This is a genomic window from Streptomyces sp. NPDC020807, from assembly GCF_040641575.1.
In the GTDB taxonomy this organism is placed as follows: domain Bacteria; phylum Actinomycetota; class Actinomycetes; order Streptomycetales; family Streptomycetaceae; genus Streptomyces.
On record NZ_JBFADU010000032.1, the window covers coordinates 60,994 to 72,127 of the forward strand.

Sequence of the window (11,134 nt, forward strand, 5' to 3'; positions counted from 1 at the left end):
CGCGCCACGTGTGTGGCGCGGGCCCGTTTCCGTGGGCCCGAGGCGTGCTCAGGCGCTCAGTGCCGCGAGCTCCGCGTTGGCGCGCTCGGTGACCAGGGCGAGGACGCGGCCCGCCGCCGCCAGGTCCTCGGCGGGGATGCCGCCCCAGACGCGGGCGGAGACGGGGGCGCCCTCCGCTCCGGCGGCGGCGAACCGCTCGCGCCCCTCCTCCGTGGGACGGAGCCGGTCGCCGTCGGCGGCGAGCAGTCCCCCGGCCAGGAGCTCGTCGAGGGTGGCGCCGATCTCGGCCGGATCGGCCTTGAGGGAACCGTGGACCTGGGCGACGAGCTCGTCCCGGGTCGGTGGCGTCCCGGCGGTGACGGCGACCCGCAGGGCGACCTGCTGCTGGAACGTGAGGCCGTGCCGGGCGAGGACGCGTTCGAGGACGGCGCGGGCGGCGTAGTGGGCCAGCGCCAGGTTGCGAGGGTCGGCGGCGGGGGCGGTGGTGGTGGGCATGGCGTTCTCCTCTAGGTGCTCGGGTCGTGCGGGACGGGTGGAGCGAGAGGTACGTCGAGCAGGGACGTCAGTTCGTCGGTGAACGCCCGGGTGCGCTCGGCGTCGAGGCCGCCGAGCGGCTCCAGGAGCCGCTGGAGCAGTTCCTGGACCACCGCGACGGCTCGCTCCGCGACGTCCGCCCCCCTTTCGGTGAGGGCGAGTTGGACGGCGCGGGGGTCGCGGGGGTCGCGGGTGCGCTCGACCATTCCGGCCGCCTCCAGGGCGCGGGCCAGTTTGGAGACGTACAGCGCTTCGAGCCCGGTGTGGTCGGCGAGGCGGCGCTGACTCGGCCGCTCGCCGGTGCGCCGCATGCCGTACAGCGACCCGACCAGGACGTACTGCGCGTGGGTGAGACCGAGCGGGGCGACCGCCCGGTCCACCGCGACGCGCCACTTGTTGGCGAGCCGCCACACCAGAAATCCGGGAGTGGGTCCCGGGGACTCCTTGCTCATGGGGAATACAGTACATGGCTACTATGTCCATGGCTACTGTTTTCGGATGGCGCGGGTCAGGACTCACTCCATGCGCTCGGCGCCTTCCAGGACCGCCTGCCGGATGCGGTGGTAGGTCCCGCAGCGGCAGATGTTGCGGATCGTGTCGAGGTCCGCCTCGGTGATCTCGCGGCCCGCCTCCCGGGCCTTGCGGACGGTCGCCACGGCCGCCATGATCTGGCCGGGCTGGCAGAAGCCGCACTGGGCGACGTCGAGGTCGATCCAGGCCTCCTGCATGGGGTGGAGCTCGCGCCCGACGGTGTCGGGAAGCCCCTCGATGGTGGTCACCTCGTCGGTCGGGGCGAGCCGGTCGACGGGGACGGCGCAGGGCGTGAACGCCTTGCCGTTGAGGTGGCTCGTGCAGGCCCGGCAGACGCCGACCCCGCAGCCGTACTTGGGTCCCGTGACGCCGAGGACGTCCCTGAGGACCCACAGGAGGCGGACGTCTCCCTCGACGTCGGCGGTGACGGCCTTGCCGTTCAGGATGAAGGTGTGCTGCGGCACGGGTGCTGCTCCAGCTCTCAGAAGGCGCGGTCGCGGCCGTCGACGGGCGAGGCGGGGACGGGCGGGACGGTCGGCAGGGGGGTGAAGGGCAGTGCTTCGGCGTGGTTGACGGGGAAGACCGTCGGCATGGTGCCGGTGGCCCGCCCGTAGGCGCAGGCGACGGAGGCCATCGCCCCCGCGACGGCCAGCTCCCCGGCCCCGCCCGGCTTCTCGCCGTTCGACGGCATGACGACGATCCGGAGCTCGGGCGGGGTGTTCCACTGCCGGGTGTAGAAGTACTGGTCCCAGCTGCCTTCGAGGAAGTGGCCGTCGCGCAGGTGGAGTCCCGAGGTGAGGGCGAGGGCGATGCCGTCGGAGATGCCGCCCATCATCTGGGCCTCCAGGCCCCGGGGGTTGACGGCGAGACCGACGTCGACCGCGCACACGACCTTCGTCACCCGGGGGCCGGTCCGGGCGTTCGGGATCTGCCGGCCGACGGTCCCGGGGCGGCAGTCGATCTCGGCGAGGACGGCGACGAAGGAGTGGTACTCGGCGTGGACGGCGATGCCCTGGGCCGTACCCGGCTCCATCTCCCTTCCCCACTCCCCCACTTCGGCGACCTTGTCGAGGACGGCGCGGGCCCGCGGGTCCTTCGCGAGGCCGCGCCGCATGGCGTATCCGTCCTTCCCCGTGCGCCGGGCCAGCTCGTCCATGACGAGTTCCTGCGCGCACCGCACGTTGGGCGAGTAGATGCCGCGCATGGAGCCGGTGTTGAAGCCCTTGTCGGTCTCGGCGAGGAGCTGGGTCGTGACGCCGAGGTGGTACGGGCTCACCTGGGTGAGCTCGAACATCGTCTCGGAGAAGACGAGGTCGCCGACGGGCAGCCGGGCCGCCTCCGCCGTGAGGAGGTCGCCGATGCCGTGCCCGAAGTCGGTGGCGATCGAGGTGTGGCGCTGCTCGTACGTGAGGACCTCGCCTAGCGAGTACGTGGCCCGGACCCGTGACGTGGACATCGGGTGCGTACGGCCCTGGCGGAAGTCGTCGGTGCGGTGCCACATGAGCTTGACGGGCTTGCCGAGGGCGCGGGAGATCTCGGCGGCCTCGTGGGCGGCGTCGTGGAAGAGCTTGCGGCCGAAGGAGCCGCCGCCCTCGGTGACGTGGACGCGGACGGCGGACGGTGGCAGGCCCAGGGCGAGCGCGATCTGCTCCTGGGCGACGATCGGGGCCTTCAGCGAGCCCCAGATCTCGGCGGAGTCCGGGCGGACGTCCGCGATGGCGCAGTTCGTCTCCAGGGCCGCGTTGCTGGCGAAGTGGAAGGTGAAGCGGGCGTCGACGGCCTTGGTGAGGAGCGGCAGCGGCGGGACGACCAGCGGGAGTTCGGCCCGGCGGAGCTCCTCCAGGACGGTGGCGTCGGACGCGCCCTCGGCGGTGCCGGGGCCCCACTCGACGACGAGGGCCCGGACGGCGTCGACGCACTGGCCGAAGGTCCTGGCCCGGACGGCGACCCCGGTGGAGACGGCGACGACGTCGGTGACACCGGGCATGGCGCGGACGGCGGCGAGGTTGGCGACGGAGCGGACCGTGCCGTTGATGGTGGGCGGCCGGCAGACCATGGTGGGCAGGGCGTCCGGGACCTGGAGGTCCATCGCGAACTTCTTGCGGCCGGTGACGGCTTCGAGGGCGTCGAGCCGCCGCTGCCCGGTGCCGATGACCCGGAAGTCGGCGCGGTCCTTGAGCTCGACCGTGACGGCCGTGTCGGTCAGCACGGCCGCCTTGGCCGCGAGTTCGCCGTAGCCGAGGACGGTGCCGAGCGGGGAGACGACGGCACCGGCCTTGGTGGTGAGGGTGGAGACGGCCTCGCCGAGGACGAGCCCGGCGGCCCGCAGGAGGCGTTCGCGGGCGAGGGCGGCGGCGACCCGCAGCGGGGTGAAGGTCGAGTAGGTGGTGTTGGAGCCGCCGGTGAGCTGATTGAAGAGGAGTTCGGGCCGGGCGTCCGCGAGCGTGACCCTGACCTTGTCGAGGGGAAGGTCGAGCTCCTCCGCGACGATCATGGCGCTCGACGTGGTGACGCCCTGGCCGACCTCGGCGCGGGGCAGGGCGAAGTGGGCCGTGCCGTCACCGTCGAGGCGGATGGTGATGAGGTTGCTGGTGGGAGCGGCGGCGAGGGTGAGGAGCTCGTTGAGGTCGAGCAGCTCCGCCGGACCGGGCAGCGAGGGGACGAGCGCGGCCGTGGCCGCCTCCGCCTGCCGGGGGACGAGCGCGTCGGCGCCGAGCTGCGCGGCGACGGTGAGGGTGGGGGCGGCGAGGACGTACCCGAGGAAGCGGCGGCGCCCGATGCCGGGCCCGTCATCGCCTCCGGGGCGCGCCGGTTCGCCGCTCGTGGGGTGGTCGTCCTGCCGGGGGTGACGCCTTGCCATGCCGTGTGCCCTTTCGCCCGTGCCCGGCCGCCCTGCTACCGCCGGGTAATCACTCGGAGGGGAGGATCATCGCCCATGTGGGGGACGCCTGGGGACCGTTCGTCCCGGACCGCCTCCGCGAGACCCGCCGTGGTGGGCAAAGGGGGCCCCGGAGTGATCATGGCCGGGTGCCCGCCCGTAGGGTCCCGCCATGACCGAAGCCGCGCACGTCACCGCCACCCGCCGCTCGTACGACACCGTCGCCGCCGACTACGAGCGGCTGCTCGCCGACGAGCTGGACCGCCGGCCGCTGGAGCGGGCCTTCCTCGCGGCCTTCGTCACGCGGGTCGACGCCTCCGACGGCCCGCGCTCGATGGCCGACCTCGGGTGCGGGACGGGACGGATCGCCGCCCACCTGCGGGCTCTCGGCGCGGACGTGTTCGGCGTCGACCTGTCGCCCGGCATGGTCGCGGTGGCCCGGGACACGTATCCGGGGCTGCGCTTCGAGGTCGGCTCGATGACCGCGCTCGACCTCCCCGACGGCTCACTCGGCGGGGCGGTCCTCTGGTACTCGACGGTCCACACGCCCGAGGCGGAGCTGCCCGCCGTCTTCGCCGAGGTCCACCGCGTCCTCGCCCCGGGCGGCTTCGCGCTGCTCGCCTTCAAGGTCGGCGACGAGCGGGTACGGCTCCGCGAGGCGTACGGTCACGAGGTCGCGCTCGACGTGTACCGCTTCTCCCCCGACCGGGTCGCGAACCTCCTGGCCGAGGCCGGCCTCGTCGAGGGGGCCCGCCTGGTCCGGGAGGCGGACCCGGACGAGAGGACGCCCCAGGCCTTCCTGCTGGCGCGCAGGCCGCTCGACTGAACCCGTCCGCCGCAGGAACGCAGCTGCGCACCCGAGATCCGGGCGCGCTGGCCGCCGCCCGCGATGAGGGCGTTGACGCTGGCCATCGGGTCGCCGCCGGCGTTCCGGACGAGCAGCGCACCGATGACGACCGGCCCGAGGGCGACGGCGAGGGCGGTGCCGGTGGCGGTGGCCGTGGCGGTGACGTGCCGGATCCGGAGCCGGGGGGCGCGTCGCGGGGCGTCGTGGGTCATGTCCCCATTCCATCGGCGGGCGGCGGCGGGCGTATGGGGAGAGGTACTCAGACGGCGACGGGGACGTACTCAACCGGCCGGAGGGTGCGGGCACTCGGGGGACACGGAACCCCCTGGGGCTGTCGGAGGCACTCGGGGGGAATCGGGACCACTCGGGGGCTGTCGGACAGGTCGGTGTTCGGCGATCCTCTCTGAGAATCGAACACCCCGGAGCACGGAGGCACCCCGGCCATGACGACCGACCCCACCACCGGCCCCGCCGTGCTCGTCGTGCAGCACGAGGACGGCGCGGACGCCGGCCTCGTCGGCGACCGCCTGACCCGCGGCGGCCTCCGGCTCGACGTCGTGCGCGCCTGGTCGGGAGAGGGCGTTTCCCTGCCCGGGGACCTGCGCGGGTACGCGGGCCTGCTCGTGCTCGGAGGGGCCGTCAACTGCGAGGACGACGAGGCCGCGCCGTGGTTGCCCCGCGTCCGGGACCTCGTCCGCGAGGCCGTCGCCGATGACGTGCCGCTGCTGGGGATATGCCTGGGCGGCCAGATCGTCGCCGACGCGCTGGGCGGTTCGGTCGTGACCCGCCGTCAGGGGCCCGAGCTCGGCGCCGTACCGCTGCGGCGCCTGCCCGCGGCGGCCGGCGATCCCGTCCTGGGCGGGGTGCCGGAGGGCGCGCTCGCCGCGCAGTGGCACTGGGACGAGGTGGAGCGGCTGCCGGCCGGAGCCGTACCGCTGCTGAGCGGTGACGACTGCCGGTACCAGGCGTTCCGGGTCGGGGTCGCGGGGTGGGCGCTGCAGTTCCATCCGGAGGCGGGCGCGGAGACGGTGGCGGTGTGGGCGCAGGCCGACGGCGCGACGGTTCGGGCGGAGGGCGGGGACCCGGACGCCGCGGTGCGCGCGGTACGGGAGGCCGAGCCGGAACTCCGGGCGGTCTGGGGGGCGGTGGCGGAGGCGTGGGGCGGGGTCGTACGGGACAGGGCGGGGGGCGTACGGGAAGGAGCAAGGGCCGTACGGGAACGGGCAGGGGTCGTACGGGAACGGGCGCGGGGCAGGAGCCGCCGCTGACGCCCGCCGGGGCCGCGTACCCCGTCCGGCGCCGAAGTGCGGATACTCGGAGGCGAGGGGCGCGCGAGCGGCGCGTCCGCTTGGCCCGTCGGCGACCGTGGGGTTGCGTGGCGGGCGACCGTACAGCTGATGAGCGAAGGAGCTCCGCCGCCATGGCCGACTACCGGATCGAAACCGTCCGCAACGGGTACCGCGACTGGACCGCCCGGAACGACCGGGGAGCCGAGGTCCGGATGGCCGCGGCCGACGACGACGCGTCCCAGCCCTCCTTCACGCCGGTCGAGTTGCTGCTCGCGGCGATGGGCGGCTGCGGCGGTCTGGTGGTGGACCGGACCGCGCGCGCGGTGGACCACGACGACCTGAGGATCGTCGTGGAATCGGTCTCGGGACCGGAGGACGACGGCCGGGTGGGACGGATCAGGGTGAGCTACGAGTTCGACCTGCCGGACAACAACCCGAAGGCGGACGAGGTCTTCGCCCGCGCCGTACGGCTCACCCACGAGAAGTTCTGCACGGTGAGCCGGACCGTGGAGCACGGGGCGCGGGTGGAGGCCGTCCTGCCGGACGGCACGATCGGCTTCCAGGGCTGAGGTCCGGTACGCGCCGTGCGGGGGTCGCGCTGGTGTCACGCCGTCGTGACGGCCCCCCGGAACGTGCGCCGGTAGGCCATCGGCGAGACGCCGATGGCCGCGTGCAGGTGCTCGCGCAGGGAGGTGCCGGTGGCGAAGCCGACCTGACCCGCGATGTCGTCGACGGCGAGGTCGGTGGTCTCCAGGAGGTGCCGGGCCCGCACGACGCGCTGCTGGATGAGCCAGCGGCCGGGGCTCGTGCCGACCTCCTCGTTGAAGCGGCGGGCGAAGGTGCGCAGGCTCATCCGGGCGTGCCCGGCCAGTTCGGCGAGGGTCAGGGGCTCGTGGAGGTTCTCCAGGGCCCACTGGCGGGTCTCCGCGGTGCCCTGCCCGGAGGCGGGGGGAACGGGGTACTCGATGTACTGGGCCTGGCCGCCGTCCCGCCACGGCGGCACGACGCAGGCCCGGGCCACGTGGTTGGCGACGGCGGTGCCGTGGTCCCGGCGCACGAGGTGCAGGCAGACGTCGACGCCGGAGGCGGCCCCGGCGGAGGTGAGGACGTCCCCGTCGTCCACGAAGAGGACGTCGGGGTCGAGCGCCACCTCCGGGTACCAGGCGCGGAAGACGTCGGCGACGGCCCAGTGGGTGGTGGCGGGCCGGCCGTCGAGCAGGCCGGCGGCGGCGAGGACGAAGGCGCCCGTGCAGATCGAGACGGTGCGCGCCCCGGGCCGTACGGCCGCGAGGGCGTCGCGGACGCCCGGCGGGAGCTCGCGGGAGAGCCGGGAGAGGTCGAAGGGCGGCAGGATCACGGTGTCCGCCGTCGCGAGGACCTCGGGCCCGTGTCCGACGGTGACGGAGAAGTCGGCGTTGGTGGCGACGGGCCGGCCGTCGACCGAGCAGGTCAGGACCTCGTAGCGGTCCTGGAGCGCCCCGAAGACCCGGCTCGGGATGCCGAGCTCGAAGGGGTAGACCCCGTCCAGGGCGAGGACGACGACACGATGGAGACTCATGGCACGATCCCGTCGGAAGTTGGCATTCATGCCATGGTACGACCACGGGCCGTGCGGCGAGTCTTGACGCATGACGAACACCGCCACCACCGCCACCACGGCCGCCACCACCACCACCACCACCGCCCCGACCATGCGCGCCATCAGCCAGGATGTCCACGGCACCCCCGAGGTGCTGAAGGAGGCCGTCCTCCCCCGCCCGGTGCCGGGCCCGAGCCAGATCCTCGTGGCCGTCCGCGCCGCCGGAATGAACCCGACCGACTGGAAGCACCGCGAGTCCGGGCTCTTCCTCGGCCGGCTGCCGCTGGTCCTCGGCTGGGACGTGTCCGGCGTCGTCGAGGCCGTCGGCTTCGGCGTCACGCTCTTCAAGCCGGGCGACGAGGTCTTCGGGATGCTGCCGTACCCGCACGGCGTCGGCTCGCACGCCGAATACGTGACGGGTCCCGCCCGCGCCTTCGCCCACAAGCCGGCCGAGGTCGATCACGTCCAGGCCGGCGCCCTGCCGCTCGCCGCCCTCACCGCGTACCAGGCCGTCGTCGACACCGCCTCCGTCACCGCCGGCCAGCGGGTCCTGATCCATGCCGCGGCGGGCGGCGTGGGCCACCTCGCCGTCCAGATCGCCAAGGCCCGCGGCGCGTACGTCATCGGCACCGCCAGCGCCCCCAAGCACGACTTCGTGCGCTCCCTCGGCGCCGACGAGGTCGTCGACTACCGCGCGGCCGACTTCCGCGAGGCCGTCCAGGACGTCGACATGGTCCTCGACACCCTGTCCGGCGACACCCGCGCCCGCTCCCTCGACGTCCTGCGCCCGGGCGGCGTCCTCGTCTCGCTCCTGCCGGGCACGGACCCCGACGAACCCGCCAGGGCCGCGGCCCGCGGCGTCCGCGTGGAGACCCTCCTCGTGGAGGCCGACCAGGCCGGCATGCGGGCCGTCGCCGAGCTGGTCGCCTCGGGCGCGCTCCGGGCCCACGTCGAGGCGGTCTTCCCGCTCGTGGAGGCCGCCAGGGCCCACGCCCTCGGTGAGACGGGCCGCACGACCGGCAAGATCGTGCTGACCGTCCCGTAGGCGTCGACGAGTCGCCGTGCGGCCGGCTCCGCCGGGACTGGGAGATCATCTCCGGTATGGCGGACGGAACGGCGGCAGCGGGATCCCACGGGGGCGACACCGCGCACGGGCGACTGGGGTGGACCTTCGGGCTCGTCGCCGACGACCCCTCGGTGCGCGCGGCGGCGCTCGCACGGCTGCGGGCGGCGCGACGGGACGCCCGGACCGCGCAACTGCGGGCCAACGAACTCTGGCACCTCACGCTGCCACTGGGGCACGAGGAGCAGTACCGGGAGCCGGCGTTCAGGCAGGCGCGCGAGGAGAACGAGGCCGCCCGCGGCCGGCTGCTGCCCGACGCCCTGTGGGTGGCCGACAGCGAACGCGGGCCGCTGCTGCCGTACGAGCTGCTCTTCATCGAGTGGGAGGCCCGCTTCCCCGCCGAGTGGACCGAGCACGCGAAGGCCTGGGGCACGAAGGAGGCGATCGTCCGCCGCATGGCCGCGCTCGACCACGACCCGTCGACCAGGGCCAGGCTCGTCGACATCGTCGACCTCGTCGTGCGGCGCGCCTACCGCTGCAAGGACCGCGCGTACGTGGGCGTCGCGCGGGCCGTCGACGGCCCGGATCTCCGTGGACGGCTCGACGCGGCCGCCGCGTCCGACGAACCGTGGGCCCGCCGCCACGCCGGGTACGTCCTCCGGATGCTCGACCGTCCCGAGCTGCCGAACACCCGGCGCGTCTGGCGGGCGTGGGTCGCCGGGCAGCCGGTCTGACGCCCCACCGCGCCGCACCTCCGCCCCCTAGGGGGGGTCTGCCGCCGCTCACTCCTGACCGCCCGCGAGCAGCGGGTCGACCTGGCGTTCGAAGAAGGTCTCCAGGACCACCGTGGCCTGCGTGCCGCTGACCCCGTCGATGGCGTAGATCCGCCGCAGCACGTCCTGGAGCTGTTCGGTGGTCGCCGTCCTGACCTTCACGAGCACGGAGGCGCTGCCGGCGATGACGTGCGCCTCCAGGATCTCCGGGAGCGCGGCGAACTCCGGCCCCGAATCCCCCATCCAGGACGAGGAGTCGACCATCACGTAGGCGAGGACGCCGCCGCCCACGGCGGCGGGGTCCACCTCCGCGGCGGTGCGGCGGACGACGCCGCGCTCGCGGAGTTTCCGCACCCGCTCGTGCGCGGCTCCGGCGGACAGGCCGACGGCCTCCCCCAGCGCGGCGTAGGACTGGGTGGCGTCCTGCTGGAGCTGGGCCAGCAGCGCCCGGTCGATGTGATCCACAACTCTCCCTTCGACCTCGTCTTGCGGTGACCATATCTCATCTTGCAATCTGCATTTCGGACCGATTTTCCTTCAGTCGGTGGCTACTTTCGCGAGGAGTGGACCTGTGAGCACCGAACGCCCCGGGCTGTACGAGATGTTCGACGACCGCTTCCGTACCGGCCGGTGCATGAACGGCGACGACGGACTCGAAACCCTCTACACCGGCTGCCGTTGGGCCGAGGGGCCGGTCTACGTGCCCGCCTGGCGCCAGGTGGTCTGGAGCGACATCCCCAACGACCGGATGCTGCGCTGGGACGAAGAGACCGGCGCGGTGTCGGTCTTCCGCCGCTCGGCCGGGCACACCAACGGCAACACCCTCGACCGTGAGGGCCGGTTGATCACCTGCGAGCAGGGCAACCGCCGGGTGACCCGCACCGAACACGACGGCACGGTCACCGTCCTCGCCGACCGCTGGGAGGGCAGGCGCCTCAACAGCCCGAACGACGCGACCGTGAAGTCCGACGGGTCGATCTGGTTCTCCGACCCGGACTTCGGCATCACCAGCGACTACGAGGGCCACCGCGCCGAGAGCGAGATCGGTGCCAACAACGTCTACCGGATCGACCCCGGCAGCGGCGAGGTCCGGCTGGTCGCGGACGGCTTCGGCGCGCCGAACGGGCTCGTCTTCTCCTCCGACGAGCGGCAGCTGTACGTCTCCGACACCCGCGCGGGCTTCGTCCGCGTCTTCGACGTACGGGACGACGGCACCCTCTCCGACGGCAAGGTCTTCGCCGAGGCCGGCGCGCGCGGCAAGGCCCGCTTCGACAACCTGCGCTTCGACGACGGCGGCCGGCTCTGGGTGGCCGCGATGGACGACGGCGTGCACTGCTACGACCCGGACGGCACCCTCATCGGCCGCCTGAACGTGCCCGAGGCGGTCGCCAACATCTCCTGGGGCGGGGCGAAGCGCAACCGGCTCTTCATCGCCGCCGAGACGAGCCTCTACTCGGTCGTCATGGCCGTCACAGGCACGCACCCGACCGGACCGGGACGCCGCCCCTGGCTGCCCTAGGGAGTGTGTCGAAAGTGGCGCCTGCCCGGCCGGGCGTTGGACGGCCCTAGGGCACACGAACGGTGGCCCCCCCCCCCCGGAAAGGGGGGGGGCGCGGACGGCGCGGGGGGTGTAAAGGTGG

12 protein-coding genes are annotated in these 11,134 nt (G+C 73.8%); 6 read left to right on the forward strand and 6 right to left on the reverse strand.

Features of this window, described 5'->3' with window-relative positions; all coding sequences use genetic code 11:
• Positions 1–48: 48 nt before the first annotated feature.
• The 4 genes from AB0G79_RS30420 to AB0G79_RS30435 form a co-directional block, all read right to left on the reverse strand.
• Positions 49–495 carry a MarR family transcriptional regulator gene (locus tag AB0G79_RS30420; protein ID WP_360812105.1) on the reverse strand — a complete coding sequence of 149 codons (447 nt, stop codon included), beginning with the start codon at positions 493–495 and terminating at the stop codon, positions 49–51.
• Positions 496–506: 11 nt separating this feature from the next.
• Positions 507–986 (reverse strand): MarR family transcriptional regulator, encoded by a 480-nt coding sequence (locus AB0G79_RS30425; protein WP_360812107.1) that lies wholly within the window; start codon positions 984–986, stop codon positions 507–509.
• A gap of 63 nt (positions 987–1,049) precedes the next feature.
• Positions 1,050–1,529 (reverse strand): (2Fe-2S)-binding protein, encoded by a 480-nt coding sequence (locus AB0G79_RS30430; protein WP_360812109.1) that lies wholly within the window; start codon positions 1,527–1,529, stop codon positions 1,050–1,052.
• Between the two features lie 17 nt (positions 1,530–1,546).
• Complete coding sequence (locus AB0G79_RS30435; protein WP_360812111.1) at positions 1,547–3,925, reverse strand: molybdopterin cofactor-binding domain-containing protein; 2,379 nt, start codon at positions 3,923–3,925, stop codon at positions 1,547–1,549.
• Between the two features lie 190 nt (positions 3,926–4,115).
• Here AB0G79_RS30435 and AB0G79_RS30440 point away from each other — a divergent pair, with 190 nt between their 5' ends.
• The 3 genes from AB0G79_RS30440 (at position 4,116) to AB0G79_RS30450 (ending at position 6,648) form a co-directional block, all read left to right on the forward strand.
• Positions 4,116–4,769: a methyltransferase domain-containing protein gene (locus tag AB0G79_RS30440; protein WP_360812113.1), complete on the forward strand. Its 654-nt coding sequence runs from the start codon at positions 4,116–4,118 to the stop codon at positions 4,767–4,769.
• A gap of 464 nt (positions 4,770–5,233) precedes the next feature.
• Positions 5,234–6,058 carry a type 1 glutamine amidotransferase gene (locus AB0G79_RS30445; RefSeq protein ID WP_360812115.1) on the forward strand — a complete coding sequence of 275 codons (825 nt, stop codon included), beginning with the start codon at positions 5,234–5,236 and terminating at the stop codon, positions 6,056–6,058.
• 152 nt (positions 6,059–6,210) lie between these two features.
• Positions 6,211–6,648, forward strand: a complete 438-nt coding sequence (locus AB0G79_RS30450; protein ID WP_360812117.1) for an OsmC family protein — start codon at positions 6,211–6,213, stop codon at positions 6,646–6,648.
• A 35-nt stretch (positions 6,649–6,683) separates the two neighbouring features.
• Here AB0G79_RS30450 and AB0G79_RS30455 read toward each other — a convergent pair whose 3' ends face one another.
• On the reverse strand, positions 6,684–7,637 hold the full coding sequence (locus AB0G79_RS30455; protein WP_360812119.1) for a helix-turn-helix domain-containing protein: 954 nt from the start codon (positions 7,635–7,637) through the stop codon (positions 6,684–6,686).
• A 133-nt stretch (positions 7,638–7,770) separates the two neighbouring features.
• On the opposite strand from AB0G79_RS30455, the gene AB0G79_RS30460 reads away from it, so the two are divergent.
• Positions 7,771–8,703 carry an NADP-dependent oxidoreductase gene (locus tag AB0G79_RS30460; RefSeq protein WP_360812135.1) on the forward strand — a complete coding sequence of 311 codons (933 nt, stop codon included), beginning with the start codon at positions 7,771–7,773 and terminating at the stop codon, positions 8,701–8,703.
• 56 nt (positions 8,704–8,759) lie between these two features.
• Positions 8,760–9,455 (forward strand): hypothetical protein, encoded by a 696-nt coding sequence (locus AB0G79_RS30465; RefSeq protein WP_360812121.1) that lies wholly within the window; start codon positions 8,760–8,762, stop codon positions 9,453–9,455.
• Between the two features lie 48 nt (positions 9,456–9,503).
• Here the strand turns inward: AB0G79_RS30465 and AB0G79_RS30470 are convergent, their stop codons facing one another.
• Positions 9,504–9,959 (reverse strand): Lrp/AsnC family transcriptional regulator, encoded by a 456-nt coding sequence (locus AB0G79_RS30470; protein WP_360812123.1) that lies wholly within the window; start codon positions 9,957–9,959, stop codon positions 9,504–9,506.
• Positions 9,960–10,065: 106 nt separating this feature from the next.
• Between AB0G79_RS30470 and AB0G79_RS30475 the strand changes: the two genes are divergently transcribed.
• On the forward strand, positions 10,066–11,013 hold the full coding sequence (locus tag AB0G79_RS30475; RefSeq protein WP_360812125.1) for an SMP-30/gluconolactonase/LRE family protein: 948 nt from the start codon (positions 10,066–10,068) through the stop codon (positions 11,011–11,013).
• Positions 11,014–11,134 lie beyond the last annotated feature (121 nt).

Excerpts from the sequence above, each read along its gene's own strand:
- AB0G79_RS30420 (WP_360812105.1), bottom strand. The coding sequence starts at position 495 with ATGCCCACCACCACCGCCCCCGCCGCCGACCCTCGCAACCTGGCGCTG.
- AB0G79_RS30425 (WP_360812107.1), bottom strand. The coding sequence starts at position 986 with ATGAGCAAGGAGTCCCCGGGACCCACTCCCGGATTTCTGGTGTGGCGG.
- AB0G79_RS30435 (WP_360812111.1), bottom strand. The coding sequence starts at position 3,925 with ATGGCAAGGCGTCACCCCCGGCAGGACGACCACCCCACGAGCGGCGAA.
- AB0G79_RS30440 (WP_360812113.1), top strand. The coding sequence starts at position 4,116 with ATGACCGAAGCCGCGCACGTCACCGCCACCCGCCGCTCGTACGACACC.
- AB0G79_RS30445 (WP_360812115.1), top strand. The coding sequence starts at position 5,234 with ATGACGACCGACCCCACCACCGGCCCCGCCGTGCTCGTCGTGCAGCAC.
- AB0G79_RS30450 (WP_360812117.1), top strand. The coding sequence starts at position 6,211 with ATGGCCGACTACCGGATCGAAACCGTCCGCAACGGGTACCGCGACTGG.
- AB0G79_RS30455 (WP_360812119.1), bottom strand. The coding sequence starts at position 7,637 with ATGAGTCTCCATCGTGTCGTCGTCCTCGCCCTGGACGGGGTCTACCCC.
- AB0G79_RS30460 (WP_360812135.1), top strand. The coding sequence starts at position 7,771 with ATGCGCGCCATCAGCCAGGATGTCCACGGCACCCCCGAGGTGCTGAAG.
- AB0G79_RS30465 (WP_360812121.1), top strand. The coding sequence starts at position 8,760 with ATGGCGGACGGAACGGCGGCAGCGGGATCCCACGGGGGCGACACCGCG.